The following is a 16,645-nucleotide window of genomic DNA, read 5'->3' as shown; positions in this document are numbered from 1 at the left end:
CAGGGCGAAATGATTGGTCGCTCTCGATTGGTGTGCCGCATATACATCCATCACATTCACGATTGCAAGACCCGTCGACGACTTTTTTGTGAAATTGCATGCCTGTGGAAAGTCTCGCGAAAGACTGTATGCATTCGTTTCAAGGAAAGCTTTTCCGGCGAGGGGCAACCTGTTACAGTTTTGTCAACGAAAGACGCAGTCCCCAGCAGCGCCCCGTGAAAAACGGCGGCAGCACTGGAGATCTGAAAGGCAAAAACGTGACTCAGTCAGGTCAGGAACCGCCCGAGAAAGGGCGTCGTACCCCTGATGTGTCCGGAACCAGCGGGGCTTCCAGGGAGCCCGGGGGAACATCCAGACGACGCCGAAAGCGCAAGTCTGGCAAGCGCCCCAAAGGCAACTCTGCGACACAGGCAAACGGTGTCGTCAACGGAGTGCCTGATACGGACGGGCGAATTCCGTCCAGTGCTGTGACCGGACCCGTCGATCAAGCACTCGCCGCGCAGGAACAGCCTGCGCGAAAGAGTGAGGGTGCGTCCACTTCCCAGAAACGTCGCAAAAAACGGAAGCGCGGGCGGGCAGCCGGTGGTGAGGGCGTGCAAAACGTCCAGGCAGGCGGACTGAACCAGGATGGTGCGGAACGACAACCTGACACCACGACGAGCCTGAAGGGAAAGAAGGCAGCCCGTAGACGCGGCCGACGGCGCAAACAGTCCGCCAACGGAGCGGAATCAGTCCCTGTTGCACGGACAAACGATGGCGACATCGTTGTCAGCTCAAAGACACTCGAAAAGAGTACCGGTACACCCTCCCACCGTAATCATGAATTGCGCGTGCGTCGGGATGGTGAAAATCGCCCGTCAGCAAGCCGGAAGGAACAGGTCGACGGTTCTCGTAATCCTGCACCATATGATCGGTCTACGGGCAGGAACAACTCACCGCTTTATGCCGCGCTTGATCTTGGGACCAACAATTGCCGTCTTTTGATCGCCAGACCTGAAGATCGCGGATTTCGTGTGGTCGACGCCTATTCCCGAATAGTGCGCCTCGGAGAAGGTGTCGGATCGAACAGAATGTTGAGCGATGCGGCCATGGAGCGGGCAATCGATGCTCTTGCCCAATGCCACCGGAAACTTGCCGACAGAGGGGTTGCTCGCTCAAGGCTTATCGCGACAGAGGCCTGCCGGGCAGCCGAAAATGGAGCTGACTTCATCGAAAGGGTGAAGGCGGAGACAGGTTTGGCGCTCGAGGTCGTGAACCGCGAGACAGAGGCCCGCCTGGCAGTCGCCGGATGCGCTTCGCTTGTGGATCACGACGCCGATGGCGTGATTCTGTTCGATATCGGCGGAGGGTCCTCGGAGATAGTCTGGCTGGACCTGCGCAACCGTTGTGGCGCTCGGGGCTATGCATTGACCCGCTTCATCCGGTCTTGGATCTCGTTGCCGGTCGGCGTCGTCAACCTTGCAGAGCGGCACGGCGGTGTTCACGTGACACCGGATATCTTCGAAGCCATGATTGAAGATGCCGCCGAACATCTGGCAGCGTTCAATCTTGCTAATAACCTGACCGAAGCTATCGCGTCGGGCAGGGTTCATATGCTCGGAACATCTGGTACGGTCACCACACTGGCCGGTGTCCATCTGGGCCTGAAACGTTATGACAGGCGCAGGGTCGACGGTACCTGGCTGGAAGATGGGGACGTCTCCAGAATGATTGATCAGCTGCGCGACATGCCTTATGAGGCACGCGTGGATAATCCATGCATTGGTGCGGATAGGGCTGATCTTGTTCTGGCAGGTTGTGCCATCCTGGAAGCTATCCGCCGCCGCTGGAGTTGCTCACGTCTGCGCGTCGCGGACAGAGGACTTCGCGAAGGCATTCTTACAGAATTGATGGCGGCCGATGGTGTCTGGTCGCACCGCAAAAACGGCTCCCGGCATAATCGCGGGCGCCAAGGGAACAGAACATGAATCAGGGCAAAAAGGGAACAGGCGACCGAGGTCTCCACGTCAAGGTGAAGACGTCCGCTGGTCGGCGCGAATCCTCCACGCGTTGGCTGCAGAGGCAATTGAACGATCCATACGTGCGCCGCGCGAAGATGGACGGTTACAGGTCGCGAGCTGCCTACAAGCTGATAGAGATCGACGACAAGCACAAATTGCTGAAACCCGGTTACCGGGTGGTCGACCTTGGTTGCGCACCGGGTGGCTGGTGTCAGGTTGCGGTGGAAAGGGTACAGTCCTCCGTGGAAGCGCCCAAGGTGGTCGGGATCGACTATCTGGAAATGGACCACGTGAGAGGAACGACATTCCTGCAAAAAGACTTCCTGGACGACGATGCTCCAGCCGCCTTGCTGGAAGCACTCGGTGGCCACAAGCCCGATGTCGTTCTGTCCGACATGGCGGCGCCGACCACCGGCCACAAGCAGACCGACCATTTGCGCACGACGCATCTTTTCGAGATCGCAATCGATTTCGCGAGACGCAACCTCGTTCCGGGCGGCTCGTTCCTGGCGAAGGTTTTTCGGGGCGGGACGGAAAATGCACTGCTTAACGACCTGAAGCGCGAATTCAAATCGGTCGCCCATCTGAAACCGCCGGCAAGCCGCAAGGAAAGCCCGGAACTTTATGTGATCGCGAAGGGCTTTCGCGGAAGTGATCTTGATCCGGACTGAATCGTTTTCAACTCGACCGGGAAGCCGGTTTGCCTAGAGATACAGGGGGAACGCCCCATAGCGGGCGTCACCCCCTTTTCTTTCTGTCACCTGCGTGTTATTGACCCGCGCCAACTTCTCCGGCACAGCCGAAGCGACTCGAAAGATGCAGGCTTTTGATCAAAGCGTGCGTCTCAGCTATTTTTTTACAAAGGGGAATTGGCAATGGCATCCTTCTATGTCCCTACCACTGGACAGCAAGCCCTGACGTTTGACGATGTCTTGCTGATCCCTGGCCACTCGGAAGTCATGCCGGGTGAAGTTGACCTGCGCACCCGGGTCACACGGGAACTTGAACTCAATATTCCGATCATCTCGTCGGCAATGGACACAGTTACCGAAGGCCGTCTGGCAATCGCCATGGCTCAGGCAGGTGGCATTGGCGTCATTCACCGCAACCTTTCTCTCGACCAGCAGGCCGAAGAGGTCCGGATGGTCAAGAAGTTCGAATCCGGGATGGTGGTCAATCCGCTGGTCATCGGGCCGGACGCGACCCTGCAGGACGCTCTTGACCTGATGAAACGGTATGGCATTTCCGGCGTTCCGGTCGTTCAAAACGGCGGAGCAGGCGGTCAGACTACTGGCAAGCTGGTTGGCATCCTGACAAACAGGGACGTGCGGTTCGCGTCCAATCCCGACCAGAAGATCCATGAACTGATGACGAAGGACGATCTCGTTACTGTCAACGAGAACGTCAGCCAGGATGACGCCAAGCGGCTCCTTCATCAGAACCGCATCGAAAAGCTTCTGGTCGTGGATGACAACCGGAACTGTATCGGTCTCATCACCGTCAAGGACATGGAAAAGGCACAGCTCAATCCGAATGCGTCCAAGGACGATCAGGGCCGGTTACGCGTTGCAGCGGCAACCAGCGTCGGGGAGGAAGGGTTTGCCCGTGCAGAACGTCTGATCGACGCAGGTGTGGACCTTCTTGTGGTCGACACGGCCCATGGTCATTCCCAGAAGGTTCTCGACATGGTCGGTCGGGTAAAAAGCCTTTCCAATTCCGTGCAGGTACTTGCAGGCAACGTGGCAACCAGTGACGCAACCAAGGCTTTGATTGACGCCGGTGCAGATGCGGTAAAAGTCGGCATTGGCCCAGGTTCCATTTGCACCACCCGAATTGTCGCTGGCGTTGGCGTTCCGCAGCTCACGGCCATCATGGATTCAGTGAACGAAGCGGACAAGCAGGGCGTACCTGTGGTCGCTGATGGCGGCATCAAATTTTCCGGCGACCTGGCCAAGGCGATTGCCGCCGGCGCGGCGTCCGTCATGGTCGGCTCTCTTCTGGCAGGCACTGAAGAAAGCCCGGGCGAGGTCTATTTGCACCAGGGACGATCCTACAAATCCTATCGGGGCATGGGGTCCGTCGGCGCCATGGCACGTGGCTCGGCCGATCGCTATTTCCAGGCGGAAGTACGCGACAGTCTCAAGCTTGTACCGGAAGGCATCGAAGGTCAGGTGCCTTACAAAGGTGCGCTTGGCAGCGTTCTGCATCAGCTGGCAGGTGGCTTGAGGGCTGCAATGGGCTATGTTGGCGGCCGCAACATTCCTGATTTTCAGGAAAAGGCGCGTTTTGTGCGGATCTCTGGTGCAGGCTTGCGGGAAAGCCATGCCCATGATGTGACGATTACACGAGAAAGCCCAAATTACCCGTCCAACGTTTAAACCACTCGGTACCGGGGCGCTTTGCTATAGGCGCCCCGCAAAGGAACAGCATGAAAGATGGCGGACGCCTGGCGGCGGCAATTGAAGTCCTGACAGAAGTGGAAACGCGGCACAGGCCTGTGCAGCTTGCCCTGAAAGACTGGGGTTCCGCGCACCGGTTTGCAGGTTCTGGTGACCGGACGGTCATCGGCAATCTTGTGTTTGACGCACTTCGGAACAAGGCTTCGCTTGGTGCAAGAATGAAAGACGGTTCGTCAAGAGCCATCGTTCTAGCGACCTATTGCCTGGGTTGGGGCAAAGGCCTGCAGGCGTTAAGCGACATTCTTGAGCAGGATCATCATGCTCCGGCTGCATTGTCAGCTGATGAAATCGCTTGCCTCTCGCAGGAGCCTGACAGCACGCCGTCGCCTTTTGAACAGGCAGATATTCCAGAATGGCTTTGGCCGCATTTTGAGACCGTCTTCGGCGAAAGCGCCATTGAAGAAGGCCAGGCGCTGGCAACACGCGCTCCGGTCGACATGAGAACCAATACGCTCAAATCTGACCGGGACAAGGTCCTCAAGCGGCTGGCTCATACCGGGGCAAAGGCAACACCGCTGTCACCGGTTGGTGCGCGCATCGAGGCCAAGCCTGATCTTGGCCGCATGCCGCATGTTCAGGCTGAGGAAGGCTATCGAAAGGGTTGGTTTGAATTGCAGGACGAAGCCAGCCAACTGGCGGCTCATCTTGCGCAAGCCAAACCTGGTGATCAGGTTTTGGACTTTTGCGCTGGCGGTGGTGGCAAGACACTGGCTCTGGCTGCCTCCATGCAGAACAAGGGGCAGCTATATGCCTATGACGCGGACCGGCTCAGGCTTGCTCCGATCCACGAAAGACTGCAGCGGGCCGGTGTTCGAAACATTCAGGTGAGAGATCCTGCAACCTCAAGCCTAGACGATCTTGTCGATCAGATGGACCTGGTTTTCATCGACGCCCCTTGCACGGGGACCGGCGTATGGCGTCGCCGGCCGGACTCCAAGTGGAAGCTGGCGGAAAAGGCCTTGCAGGATCGTATCGAAGACCAGCGCCGTGTACTGGAAAGCGCGAGCAGATACGTCAAGCCGGGGGGACGTCTCGCCTACGCGACCTGTTCCGTCCTGCGTGAGGAAAACCAGGCCCAGGCGGACTGGTTCCTGGAGCAAAATCCATCGTTCCAGTCTGTTTCCGCACTGGATATCTGGAAAACAACTCTGCCGGATGCACGGCTCCCGAAATACGTTTCCGACCGTGGCGACATTCTGCTGACGCCCGGGTCTACCCAAACGGACGGTTTCTTCATTGCCCTGTTCCGGCGCGTGCAGTGAGATCAGACAGTTTTTGCCGTCAGGATCTGTCCTGACGGCGCAGCCCAAGAACGTTCGGCAATTGATCGCCGTCTGTTGCGAGTAACTTCTTCGAAGTCACGGGCTCAAGGCTTTCCTGGTGTTGAATTTCCTGTTTGGTTTCTTTTTCTTGAGCGATTTTTACAGCAGCGTCGGGATTATCTGACGAGGGTTCTTCCGTTGCTGAAGTCGCAGGCGAGCTTACTGGGCCTGCTTCCGGTGATTTCCTTTCGGCGACAACCAGGCCTTCGACGAGTTCTCGAATGGCCGGCTCCAGACCGTCGCCTCGAGACATGGCCGTCAGGACGGATCTGGCCTGATTGGAATATTTGAGTGCGGCGAGGGCGGCTCCAAGTGCATTCAGAGGTTCTTTTGCTGATTTGTCGAGATCGTGCGCGGCCAGAGCGTGTTTCAGAGCTGCACCATGATCTCCAAACTTACGCGCAATACTGCTGAGCCGAACGTGGGTCTGTATTGATCTCGGAGATAGCTTCAACGCGGCAAGCGCGGCTTCACGAGCATCTTCCAGGGCGCCTTTCCCGGCGAGTGCATCGGACAACAGGTCCAGGGGAAGCGGGTCTGCCGGCGCTCGCTCACTTGCCCGGATCGTCAGCTCGATCACTTCGTCAAAGCGCTTACGCAGCAGCAATGTCTGCGAAAGACCAATTAGTGCAGGACCGTAATCCGGATCGGCCTTCAGCGCTTTCCGATAAGCTGCGATCGCTGCTGCCTTTTGATCAACACGCGCCTGTGTGTCTGCGAAAAGAGACAAGACAGCTGGCGTATCCGGCAATAGCTCGACCAGGCGTCGGGCCGGAACGGAAGCTTCTTCGGGTTTGTCTTCTTTCAGCAAGACACTGGCAAGACCATAGAGCGCATTTCGATTGTCCGGTGCTTGGGCGAGCACATCAGCAAAATTTTGCCGAGCGTTTGCCATGTCACCGAGCAGCAACTGACAGTTTCCGAGACTCGCGCGAGCATTCAGGTGGTCTGGTTCGGCAAACACGATGCGGCGCAACTGCGATTGCGCCTCGTCCAGATAACCGGTCTGGAGCAACGCGGATGCCGTTCTGTAGGCAATTTCCGTGTCGTCCGGCGACAGTTCCTGGGCTTTCAGATAAGACACCAGCGCCCTGTCAAGATTGCCCGCATTTTCAAGGGCTACGGCTTCTTCAAACGCTTTACGGGCAGCTGCGGTCATCTGGGTCGGTTTTCCTAAAAGCACCTGCCAGCAGCTTGTCTCACCGGAGACGAAGCACGGGGGCTTATGGTTAACCTAAGGAGCAGGCGCGCGCCGGTCAAAAGCGAATTTCAGCCGTACACAGCTTGTCCGCCGGAAACATTTGCCCGCCAAAGTTACGACACAAGAAAGCCGCGAAACAGGCGTTGGCGGCAAAATCTTGTGCGGGACAGCATCGGCTGTGAAATTCGGGTTCATTTTACTCAAAAGACCGGTTAGAAGCTGGCCATGACCCAGCATCAGCGCCTTCTTATCATCGACTTCGGCTCCCAGGTCACGCAGCTCATCGCGCGGCGCCTGCGCGAGTTAAATGTCTACTGCGAAATCCACCCATATCAGAACGTTACCGACGCCTTTTTGAGCGAGTTTTCGCCCAAGGCGGTAATTTTCTCAGGCGGCCCGGATTCGGTTACACGAGCCGGTTCACCACGTCCGCCGGAAAGTGTCTACACAATGGGCGTTCCGATCCTGGGGATCTGTTACGGCCAACAGGTGATGATGCAACAGCTGGGCGGACAGGTTGACGGTGGCAAGATTTCCGGCGGTGGCGGCACGGCCGAGTTTGGCAGAGCATTCGTGACACCTGTCGAGAACAAACTGTCGATCCTGGATGGATGGTTTGCCGACGGGAAAGAACAGGTCTGGATGAGCCATGGCGACCATGTCAGCCGGATCGCACCAGGCTTTGAGGTCTTCGGCACATCGCCAAACGCTCCCTACGCGATTACCGCGGACAAGGAGAGAAACTTCTACGCCGTACAGTTTCACCCGGAAGTGCACCACACGCCGAACGGCAAGAAGCTTTATGAGAATTTCGTCCGACTTGCCGGCTTTACCGGTGACTGGACTATGGGAGCCTACAAGGACGATGCCATTGCGCGCATCCGCGAGCAGGTCGGTGACAAGAGGGTCATTTGTGGTCTGTCCGGTGGTGTCGACAGCTCCGTTGCTGCCGTGTTGATCCATGAGGCGATCGGGGATCAGCTCACATGTGTCTTCGTGGACCACGGCTTGTTGCGCCTGAACGAGGCGGAAGAAGTGGTTTCCATGTTCAGGGACAACTACAACATTCCCTTGATCCATGCGGATGAGAGCGAACTGTTCCTGGGAGAGCTGGACGGTGTTTCCGACCCGGAAACCAAACGCAAGATCATCGGAAAACTGTTCATCGACGTTTTCCAGAAACATGCGAATGAGATTGAGGGCGCTGAGTTTCTTGCTCAAGGTACGCTCTATCCGGACGTGATTGAGAGCGTCAGCTTCTCCGGAGGTCCGTCGGTCACCATCAAGTCGCATCATAATGTCGGCGGGTTGCCGGAAAAGATGGGACTGAAGCTGGTCGAGCCGCTGCGTGAGCTCTTCAAGGACGAGGTGAGGGCGCTTGGCCGTGAACTCGGCCTTCCCGAGAAGTTCATCGGCCGCCACCCCTTCCCGGGACCTGGACTTGCCATTCGTTGTCCGGGTGAAATCACCCGCGAGAAGCTTGAAATTCTTCGAAAGGCTGATGCGGTCTATATCGACCAGATCCGTAAGCACGGTCTCTATGACGATATCTGGCAGGCTTTCGTTGCCATCCTTCCAGTGCGAACGGTCGGTGTCATGGGCGATGGCCGCACATATGACTACGCCTGCGCGTTGAGAGCCGTCACGTCAGTCGACGGCATGACTGCCGACTATTTCCCCTTCACGCATGATTTCCTGGGTGAGACGGCAACCCGTATCATTAATGAGGTACAGGGCATCAACCGCGTAACCTATGACATTACGTCAAAACCACCCGGCACTATTGAGTGGGAATAAGCAAGGCTTTGGATCACTTGGACCCGACGTTGCTTGGCGGGTCTTGACGTGGGCGGACCGAAATATCGCAGGTAACTCTGCGAATGCAGGAATGTGACTGCACGAACGATTGTCGAGCCTGCATGCATTGGCGAAAGGTCAATGATTGTGCTCGTGCATTTGCTTTTGTTTATAGCGCCTCGATGCTGTGAACGAACTGCAATTTGCTTCGATTAACTGAATATTTGCAGGCGCTCATATAAACAGTCTACAAACTGTTGCTCTATCAGTTGCTTCGCCGAATAAAGATGGGAATGATTGAAGTGAGTAAATTAACTAAAATTATTTCTGGATATGAAAATGACGGCTTCAGTCTCGGCAAAGCAGCTAGAAAAAAGAGAATTAAGTATTTTTGTGAATTGATAGAGAGTAAGTTTTCTGAGAAGGGGCGTGTAAAAATACTAGATATTGGCGGGACTGTTCAATATTGGAACATCATCGACAAAGATTTTCTGGATCGCAACAACGTACAGATTACCCTTTTAAATCTACCGGGATCTCAAGCCTTTGAGGCAGACGGGAGATTTGATTTTTTGACAGGTAATGCCACAGAAGACATCTGGAGTTACCTGGACCCTCAGGACTATGACCTGATCCATTCAAACTCCGTAATCGAGCATGTTGGTGACTGGGCGCAAATGAAGCGGTTTGCGTCAAATATCCGGGATTTCCACGGCGGTTATTTTGTCCAGACACCAAATTTCTGGTTTCCCATTGAGCCGCATTGCATGACGCTCTTTTTCCATTGGCTGCCGAAGCCTTTAAGGGTCTGGCTTGTTGCTCACTTTTCCTTGGGGCATTGGGCAAAAGGGGCCAATACCGATGAGGCCGTCGAAATCGTCGAAAGCGCGCGCCTGCTGAGCAAGTCCATGTTCAAGGCGCTTTTCGATGATGCGCTCGTCAAGCAGGAAAAATTCCTGTTTTTGACCAAGTCCTTCATGGCTGTCAGAGTTGACGGGGAAGAAGTCTCTTCTTGAAAAGAGACTGGATTGCTCAACTTTATAGATTTGAATACCCAACAGGCTTTCGAAAGATCACGATACGAGCTCTCGAAATTGGTGGCTCAGCGCCTTGTTGAGATTTGAGCGTGAATGAATACACCACGGCATCCAGACCTGACACCAGACTGTGCTTCTTGTGCAGCCCTTTGCTGTGTTGTCTTTGCATTTGACCAATCCGAGTCCTTTGGTATCGACAAGGCAGCAGGCGAGGTTTGCCCGAAACTTGATAGCTGCGGACGTTGTGCCATCTTCGTTGACAGGTCGCGTCTCGGTTTCAGTGGATGCATTAGCTACGATTGTCACGGTGCAGGACAACGTGTGACGCAGGAAGTGTTTCACGGGCACACATGGCGGGATGATCCCGGACTTACGGAACGGATGGGAGAGGCGCTTTCCGTCCTGCGGCAAATTCATGAGAAACTGCTGCTCCTGGCAGCGGCTGAAAAACTTCCGCTTGGTATCGGGGAACGACAAGCACTAGTCGAACTGCAGATACAGCTTGCTCCGCAGTCAGACTGGACGGAATCTCGGCTGAAGGCGTTCCCGCTGGTTGAGATTTCACGAAAAGTGTCGGATTTCCTGACAGGCTTGCGTCGACATTTCGAGCGATAGGCCTGAGAGTGAAATGTGTGCCCTTATCTTGCGCATTTGATACAGAATGCTGCGGCCGGGTCCACCTGTAGCCGTTTCACGGAAATCTCTTCACCGCACTCCACACAGTCACCGTATTCGCCAGCTTCCAACCTTGATAAGGCCGCGTCGATTTTCTGGATTGTCGCCCGGCGCTGCCGTTCGGATGCCTGTGCCATAGCTTGTCCTTGAAGCGCGTCCATACGCGACAATCGACCGACTGATTGCTGATCTAGCTCCACCGTGGCACGGGCTTCCCCGGACAATTCGCTCAATGTTTCAAGTTCGGACTTGAGCGACAAGAGCTTGATCCGAATGTCTTCAACGTTGTGTTCCGCCATCTCCAAGCCTCCAGCGAAAGCATGAAGACGGCGGCCTGATTGTCAAGAGGAGGTAAGTGTCACCTGTTAAACGGCAACACTTGATCCTAAAAACCCGGCAAGAACGATCTTCCCAATGGTTTTATTGCTTTCAATCTTCTGATGTGCGACGCGCAAATTGTCTGCATTGATGGGTTCAATCACTTCCGTCAATGTGGTCTTGAGCTTGCCTGCATCAACAAGGTCAGCGACGTTGTTCAACAGCTTGCGTTGCTCATCCATATCGGTTGTCTGGTACATGGAACGTGTAAACATCATCTCCCAGTGGATCGATATCGCCTTCAGTTTGAAGGGCCCAATGCTGACGTTGTCGGGATCGTCGATGAGCAGAAAACGGCCCTGTGGCGCGATCAATTCTGCAATGTCGTTCACGTGTTGCTCTGTGTGCGTTGTCGAGAAAACATAGCCGGGGGCTTCCAGTCCCAGAGCTTCGATCTGAGGCGCCATCGGTTTTGAATGATCGAGAACATGATGCGCACCAAGTTCACTCACCCAGGAACGGCTCTCCGGTCGTGAAGCAGTTGCGATAATCGTCATGTTCGTCAATTGGCGGGCAAGTTGAACCGCAATGGAACCGACGCCTCCCGAACCGCCAATGATCAGGAGAGTGTTCGAACCAGCCGGAACCGGGTCCTTCACCTTCAGCCGGTCGAACAGGGCTTCCCAGGCGGTGATCGCCGTCAAGGGCATGGCTGCTGCCTCGGCAAAACTCAGGCTCGTGGGTTTGCGGCCCACAATGCGTTCATCAATGAGATGGTACTCCGAGTTGGTTCCGTCCCTGGTGATGTCGCCGGCATAATAGACCTCATCGCCCACCTTGTAGCTGGTAACGTCAGGACCAGCTTCGGCGACGATCCCGGCCGCGTCGTATCCAAGGACGACTGGCGCGCCGTTTTGCGAAGTTCGGGATTGCCGCACCTTGGTGTCGACTGGGTTGACCGCAACAGCCTTGACCTCAACGAGAAGATCCTTTCCGGAAGGCACCGGCCTTGGTAGGTCGAGATCAGTCAACGACTTCGGGTCATCAATAGGAAGTGGTTCAAAAAATCCGATGGCACGCATGCTGTGTTCTCCTGATTTGCGTACCAATCAAATTGATCATAAAATTGTTTGGCGCAAGAATGCACAATTCTAGCCGTAACTGACAAAAAAGAACCTTAGGCACAAAATGGATACCGTTAGGAAATCAGGACCCAAACTGGTCAAGGACGTTTATGGCTGCCATCCGGGCTGTGCTGTCGAAGCAGCGCTCAGTTTGATCGACGGCAAGTGGAAAGGCGTCATTCTGTTCCTGTTGATGGAAAAAGAAGTCATGCGCTTCAACGAGTTCCAGAAAGCGCTTCCGGACATCACACAACGGATCTTGACCGCTCAACTCCGTAGTATGGAAGCTGACGGGTTGATCGTGAGGACCGTCTATCCTGTTGTTCCGCCGAAGGTTGAATATCAACTGACCGACCTTGGCGTGTCGCTGGAGCCGGTGGTGAAGGCCCTTGCACGCTGGGGGAACGAAAACAAGACGCTCTGGCCAAAAGGGTTTAAACGGGACAGCCACCTTCAGCAGGCAGGCTGACGTTTTTCCAGGAAGATGAGTTTCGTTTGTCGCTCGCAAACCATTGAGCCTCCTGACGCATTCGTGACTTTGTCAATCCGCGGCCCGTTGCGAGGATGCTCCTGTGAAATCCAAGGGAGAAATGCGTCATGAACCTAAGATGTTCGACAGCGCTTGCGGTGTTGCTCCTGTCCTTAGTGTTCGGAGCGTGCTCAGCACGGGCAGGTGAGGTCGAGATTGTCTCGGCAAAAGCAACCGGATCTGCAGGCACGTGGACCTTCGCAGTAACTCTCAGGCATGACGATACGGGTTGGGACCACTACGCCGACCTCTGGCAGATCTTGACGCCAGACGGAGAATTGTTAGGCGAGAGAGTGCTCCTTCACCCCCATGTCGACGAGCAACCCTTCACGCGATCCCAATCGGGCATCACGATCCCAGAGGGCGTGTCACAGGTCATCATCCGGGCACGAGACACGGTGCACGGTGTTTCGCCACAAGAATACAAGTTGAACCTGGACCGTTAAGCGTTGCCTCAGTCAGGTGCGGATAAAGGCCAAAATGCCGTCGGCAACGAATTGTACGGATAGAGCTGCCAACAACACGCCGAGAAGTCGGGTGATAACCAACTGTGCGGTTTCTCCCAGGAGACGTTCAATCTTGTCAGCCAAGAGAAAGGCACCCATGCAACTCAGCAGGATGATCGCGATGACGCCGCCGAGGCCTGCATAGGCGAGGGTATCCGGAGCCTGACTGGACAACAGGATGATCGCGGAGATTGCCGCAGGTCCCGAAATAAGCGGTATCGCCAAAGGAAAGATGGCGAGTTCATTGATCGTTCCATGATGCGCTTCCGATTCCATCGCCTTTTCGGCGGTTTCGGTTTTACGCGCCTGGCGCTTGCCGAAAATCATCTCGATCGCGATCAGGAACAACAGGATGCCTCCGGCGACCCTGAAAGCGGAAACGGAGATGCCGAGTACATTCAGCACCGTCTGTCCGGACGCGTAAAAAACAAGGAGTATGGCCGCCGCCGTAATGGTTGCCCGAATGGCGACCTTGCGCCTGTCGTGCTTGCTCATTCCAGCCGTGATTGCAAGAAACATCGGGGCCAGGCCGACCGGATCAATGGTGACAAATAGGGTCGCGAAGGCGTTGATGTAGTAGTCGAGCATGGCGATTCCCGGACCGGTTTTTAAGGCGCTTTTGTCGCCTTACTATAGAGCTTTGCGATGTGGTGGCATGTTCTCAAGCCAAATGATTTTTGCCCCCTGTGTATACTCCTCGTAAGGCATTGAAATTAAACCTCTATTACTTAGGTGGAAAAGCGCCGAGAATTTGGAGCGGCGTCTTGAATCGGATATAAAAGAGCAAGCAATAACAATGAAATGAGTGTCTTCCTTGGCTGACCAGGACAATAGCACGCCCACTGACGGTCTCCCGTCCGATATCAAACCGGTCTCCATCGTCGATGAAATGAAGCGCAGCTATCTCGATTACGCGATGAGCGTGATCGTGTCGCGAGCGCTGCCTGACGTCCGCGACGGCCTCAAACCGGTTCACCGGCGCATTCTCTACTCGATGCACGAAAACGGCTACGAGTGGAACAAGCCCTATCGCAAGTCGGCCCGCGTGGTCGGTGACGTCATGGGTAAGTATCACCCGCATGGCGACAGCGCGATTTACGATGCGCTGGTGCGCATGGCGCAGAATTTCTCGCTGCGACTGCCGTTGATTGACGGGCAGGGTAACTTCGGCTCCATCGACGGCGATCCAGCCGCGGCCATGCGCTACACTGAGTGCCGTCTTGAAAAGGTCGCCCACAAACTGCTGGACGATATCGACAAGGAGACGGTCGACTTTCAGGAAAACTACGATAACTCCGAGAGCGAGCCCGTCGTCCTTCCTGCCAAGTTCCCGAACCTCCTCGTCAACGGTGCCGGCGGTATCGCAGTCGGCATGGCTACCAACATTCCGCCGCACAACCTGGGCGAAGTGATCGATGCCGCCATTGCCGTGATGGAAAATCCGGCGATGTCACTCGAAGAACTGATGCAGATCGTTCCAGGCCCGGATTTCCCAACGGGTGGCATGATCCTCGGTCGGTCGGGTATCCGTAGTGCCTATGAAACGGCCCGCGGTTCGATCGTCATGCGGGCGAAAGTCGACGTCGAGGAAGTACGCAAGGACCGGACGGCACTGATCGTCACGGAAATTCCGTATCAGGTCAACAAATCGACGATGATTGAGAAGATTGCCGAACTGGTGCGCGACAAGCGTATCGAGGGCATCTCGGACATCCGTGACGAGAGCGACCGCTCGGGCATGCGGGTCGTGATCGAGCTGAAGCGCGATGCGGTTCCGGACGTGATCCTGAACCAGCTCTACCGTTTCAGTCAGTTGCAGACATCGTTCGGTGCCAACATCGTTGCTCTGAACGGCGGCAAGCCGGAGCAGATGAACCTCTCCGACATGCTGCGCGCCTTCGTCTCCTTCCGCGAGGAGGTGATCCAGCGACGCACCCGCTACCTGCTGAAGAAAGCCCGTGACCGTGCCCACATCTTGGTGGGCCTGGGCATTGCTGTTGCCAACATTGATGAAGTCATCAAGCTCATCCGCAGCGCACCGGACCCGGCAACGGCGAGAGCGCAGCTGATGGAGCGCAACTGGCCGGCAAAGGATGTTGAATCGCTCATTCTTCTGATCGACGATCCGCGCCACATGGTGCAGGACGACGGCACCTATAAACTGTCTGAAGAACAGGCACGAGCCATTCTCGATCTGCGTCTGCAGCGCCTGACGGCGATGGGCCGCGATGAAATCGAGGAAGAACTCAACAAGATCGGTGCGGAAATTTCCGACTATCTCGACATCCTGCGCTCCCGGGCCAGGATCCAGGAGATCGTCCGCAACGAAATGCTTGAGATCAAGGAAGAATTTGCAACTCCGCGCCGAACCGAAATCATCGAAGGCGGGGCAGATTTCGACGAAGAAGACCTGATCCAGCGCGAAGACATGGTCGTGACCGTGTCTCACGGTGGCTACATCAAGCGCGTGCCGCTGGCGACCTACCGTGCACAACGACGCGGAGGCAAGGGCCGGTCCGGCATGGCGACCAAGGACGAGGATTTCGTTACCAGGCTGTTCGTCGCCAATACCCACACGCCGGTTCTGTTCTTCTCCTCGCGCGGCATCTGTTACAAGATGAAGGTGTGGCGTCTTCCACTCGGCGGACCGACCTCGCGCGGAAAGGCATTGATCAACCTGCTACCTCTCGAACAGGGCGAACAGATCACCTCGATCCTGCCATTGCCGGAAGACGAGGACAGCTGGGCAAACCTGGATGTTATGTTCGCGACCATTCGTGGCACCATCCGCCGCAACAAACTGTCCGATTTCGTCAACATCAACCGCAACGGCAAGATTGCCATGAAGCTGGAAGACGGTGACGGGATTGTCGGCGTCGACACCTGTTCTGAACATGACGATGTGATGCTGACGACCAACTTCGGTCAGTGTATCCGCTTCCCCGTAACGGATGTTCGTGTCTTCGCTGGTCGTAATTCTGTCGGGGTCCGCGGAATTCGTCTGGCCGATGAGGATCGTGTGATCTCCATGCAGATACTGCACCACATCGATGTGACGGCAGAAGAGCGCGCCGCTTACCTGAAGCTTTCCCGTGCAATGCGTGGTGAAGCAGATGAGAACGGTAATGGTGCAGATGAAGAGGGCGTAGTTGCAGGCGATCTGCCTCAGGAACGTTACGCTCAGATGAGTGCAGCCGAGCAGATCATCCTGACCATCTCTGAAAACGGCTACGGCAAGCGGACGTCCTCCTTCGAGTACCGGGTCACCGGCCGAGGCGGCAAAGGCATCACGGCCATGGCTGTCAACAGCCGGAATGGCGGTCTGATCTCTTCTTTCCCTGTCGAAGACAGTCACCAGATCATGCTGGTGACGGATGGTGGCCAGTTGATCCGCTGTCCGGTGGACGGTATCCGCATCGCCGGACGTGCGACCCAGGGCGTGATCGTCTTCAAGACGGCAGCCGACGAAAAGGTCGTTGCGGTCGAAGGGATCTCCGAAGTCGATGAAGACGACGTCCTCGAAGACGCCCTGGAAGGAGAAGCTGAGGGTTCAGCTGAACCGGGTGAGAATGACGCCGGGAACGATTCCGCCGAAGGAGATGAAACGCCTCCGGAAGCCTGATCTTTGATTGGCTAGACCTGAAAACGACAACAGCGGCCAGGGTGGAACCTGAGCC

14 protein-coding genes are annotated in these 16,645 nt (G+C 55.9%); 10 read left to right on the top strand and 4 right to left on the bottom strand.

Going from position 1 to position 16,645, the window contains the following annotated elements; all coding sequences use genetic code 11:
• Positions 1-308: 308 nt before the first annotated feature.
• From FIU93_RS20400 to FIU93_RS20385, 4 genes are all read left to right on the top strand, one after another.
• A complete protein-coding gene (locus FIU93_RS20400; protein ID WP_173017445.1) occupies positions 309-1,967 on the top strand; it encodes a Ppx/GppA phosphatase family protein in 1,659 nt (552 codons plus the stop codon).
• Positions 1,964-2,671 carry an RlmE family RNA methyltransferase gene (locus FIU93_RS20395; protein ID WP_152506564.1) on the top strand — a complete coding sequence of 236 codons (708 nt, stop codon included), beginning with the start codon at positions 1,964-1,966 and terminating at the stop codon, positions 2,669-2,671. The genes FIU93_RS20400 and FIU93_RS20395 overlap by 4 nt, the downstream gene beginning before the upstream one ends.
• Before the next feature lie 204 nt (positions 2,672-2,875).
• Positions 2,876-4,378, top strand: a complete 1,503-nt coding sequence (gene guaB / locus FIU93_RS20390; RefSeq protein WP_022998672.1) for an IMP dehydrogenase — start codon at positions 2,876-2,878, stop codon at positions 4,376-4,378.
• Between the two features lie 50 nt (positions 4,379-4,428).
• On the top strand, positions 4,429-5,721 hold the full coding sequence (locus FIU93_RS20385; RefSeq protein ID WP_152506563.1) for an RsmB/NOP family class I SAM-dependent RNA methyltransferase: 1,293 nt from the start codon (positions 4,429-4,431) through the stop codon (positions 5,719-5,721).
• A gap of 19 nt (positions 5,722-5,740) precedes the next feature.
• On the opposite strand, the gene FIU93_RS20380 is transcribed toward FIU93_RS20385, so the two are convergent.
• A complete protein-coding gene (locus tag FIU93_RS20380; RefSeq protein ID WP_075282780.1) occupies positions 5,741-6,940 on the bottom strand; it encodes a tetratricopeptide repeat protein in 1,200 nt (399 codons plus the stop codon).
• A gap of 267 nt (positions 6,941-7,207) precedes the next feature.
• On the opposite strand from FIU93_RS20380, the gene guaA reads away from it, so the two are divergent.
• The 3 genes from guaA (at position 7,208) to FIU93_RS20365 (ending at position 10,431) form a co-directional block, all read left to right on the top strand.
• Entirely contained in the window at positions 7,208-8,779 is a 1,572-nt protein-coding gene (guaA, locus tag FIU93_RS20375; RefSeq protein ID WP_062488775.1) for a glutamine-hydrolyzing GMP synthase, read from the top strand.
• A 293-nt stretch (positions 8,780-9,072) separates the two neighbouring features.
• A complete protein-coding gene (locus FIU93_RS20370) occupies positions 9,073-9,795 on the top strand; it encodes a hypothetical protein (RefSeq protein ID WP_031268507.1) in 723 nt (240 codons plus the stop codon).
• 114 nt (positions 9,796-9,909) lie between these two features.
• A complete protein-coding gene (locus FIU93_RS20365) occupies positions 9,910-10,431 on the top strand; it encodes a hypothetical protein (protein WP_152506562.1) in 522 nt (173 codons plus the stop codon).
• A gap of 23 nt (positions 10,432-10,454) precedes the next feature.
• On the opposite strand, the gene FIU93_RS20360 is transcribed toward FIU93_RS20365, so the two are convergent.
• Both FIU93_RS20360 and FIU93_RS20355 read right to left on the bottom strand, forming a co-directional pair.
• The gene (locus FIU93_RS20360) at positions 10,455-10,790 is read right to left on the bottom strand and encodes a TraR/DksA C4-type zinc finger protein (RefSeq protein WP_152506561.1); all 336 of its coding nucleotides are present in this window, start codon (positions 10,788-10,790) and stop codon (positions 10,455-10,457) included.
• A 66-nt stretch (positions 10,791-10,856) separates the two neighbouring features.
• The gene (locus FIU93_RS20355; RefSeq protein ID WP_152506560.1) at positions 10,857-11,891 is read right to left on the bottom strand and encodes a zinc-binding alcohol dehydrogenase family protein; all 1,035 of its coding nucleotides are present in this window, start codon (positions 11,889-11,891) and stop codon (positions 10,857-10,859) included.
• A 106-nt stretch (positions 11,892-11,997) separates the two neighbouring features.
• Here FIU93_RS20355 and FIU93_RS20350 point away from each other — a divergent pair, with 106 nt between their 5' ends.
• A complete protein-coding gene (locus tag FIU93_RS20350; RefSeq protein ID WP_022998664.1) occupies positions 11,998-12,402 on the top strand; it encodes a helix-turn-helix domain-containing protein in 405 nt (134 codons plus the stop codon).
• Between the two features lie 128 nt (positions 12,403-12,530).
• Positions 12,531-12,908 (top strand): hypothetical protein, encoded by a 378-nt coding sequence (locus FIU93_RS20345; RefSeq protein ID WP_152506559.1) that lies wholly within the window; start codon positions 12,531-12,533, stop codon positions 12,906-12,908.
• A 12-nt stretch (positions 12,909-12,920) separates the two neighbouring features.
• Here the strand turns inward: FIU93_RS20345 and FIU93_RS20340 are convergent, their stop codons facing one another.
• Entirely contained in the window at positions 12,921-13,556 is a 636-nt protein-coding gene (locus FIU93_RS20340; RefSeq protein WP_022998662.1) for a MarC family protein, read from the bottom strand.
• Between the two features lie 226 nt (positions 13,557-13,782).
• On the opposite strand from FIU93_RS20340, the gene gyrA reads away from it, so the two are divergent.
• Complete coding sequence (gyrA, locus tag FIU93_RS20335) at positions 13,783-16,590, top strand: DNA gyrase subunit A (RefSeq protein WP_077292873.1); 2,808 nt, start codon at positions 13,783-13,785, stop codon at positions 16,588-16,590.
• Positions 16,591-16,645: the final 55 nt, after the last annotated feature.

It is taken from the genome of Labrenzia sp. THAF35, from assembly GCF_009363595.1.
Taxonomy (GTDB): domain Bacteria; phylum Pseudomonadota; class Alphaproteobacteria; order Rhizobiales; family Stappiaceae; genus Roseibium; species Roseibium algicola.
This window is presented reverse-complemented; position numbering and strand designations above follow the sequence as displayed.

Excerpts from the sequence above, each read along its gene's own strand:
- FIU93_RS20370 (WP_031268507.1), top strand. The coding sequence starts at position 9,073 with ATGATTGAAGTGAGTAAATTAACTAAAATTATTTCTGGATATGAAAAT.
- FIU93_RS20365 (WP_152506562.1), top strand. The coding sequence starts at position 9,910 with ATGAATACACCACGGCATCCAGACCTGACACCAGACTGTGCTTCTTGT.
- FIU93_RS20345 (WP_152506559.1), top strand. The coding sequence starts at position 12,531 with ATGAACCTAAGATGTTCGACAGCGCTTGCGGTGTTGCTCCTGTCCTTA.
- FIU93_RS20385 (WP_152506563.1), top strand. The coding sequence starts at position 4,429 with ATGAAAGATGGCGGACGCCTGGCGGCGGCAATTGAAGTCCTGACAGAA.
- FIU93_RS20360 (WP_152506561.1), bottom strand. The coding sequence starts at position 10,790 with ATGGCGGAACACAACGTTGAAGACATTCGGATCAAGCTCTTGTCGCTC.
- guaA (WP_062488775.1), top strand. The coding sequence starts at position 7,208 with ATGACCCAGCATCAGCGCCTTCTTATCATCGACTTCGGCTCCCAGGTC.
- FIU93_RS20380 (WP_075282780.1), bottom strand. The coding sequence starts at position 6,940 with ATGACCGCAGCTGCCCGTAAAGCGTTTGAAGAAGCCGTAGCCCTTGAA.
- FIU93_RS20395 (WP_152506564.1), top strand. The coding sequence starts at position 1,964 with ATGAATCAGGGCAAAAAGGGAACAGGCGACCGAGGTCTCCACGTCAAG.
- FIU93_RS20340 (WP_022998662.1), bottom strand. The coding sequence starts at position 13,556 with ATGCTCGACTACTACATCAACGCCTTCGCGACCCTATTTGTCACCATT.
- guaB (WP_022998672.1), top strand. The coding sequence starts at position 2,876 with ATGGCATCCTTCTATGTCCCTACCACTGGACAGCAAGCCCTGACGTTT.
- FIU93_RS20355 (WP_152506560.1), bottom strand. The coding sequence starts at position 11,891 with ATGCGTGCCATCGGATTTTTTGAACCACTTCCTATTGATGACCCGAAG.
- FIU93_RS20350 (WP_022998664.1), top strand. The coding sequence starts at position 11,998 with ATGGATACCGTTAGGAAATCAGGACCCAAACTGGTCAAGGACGTTTAT.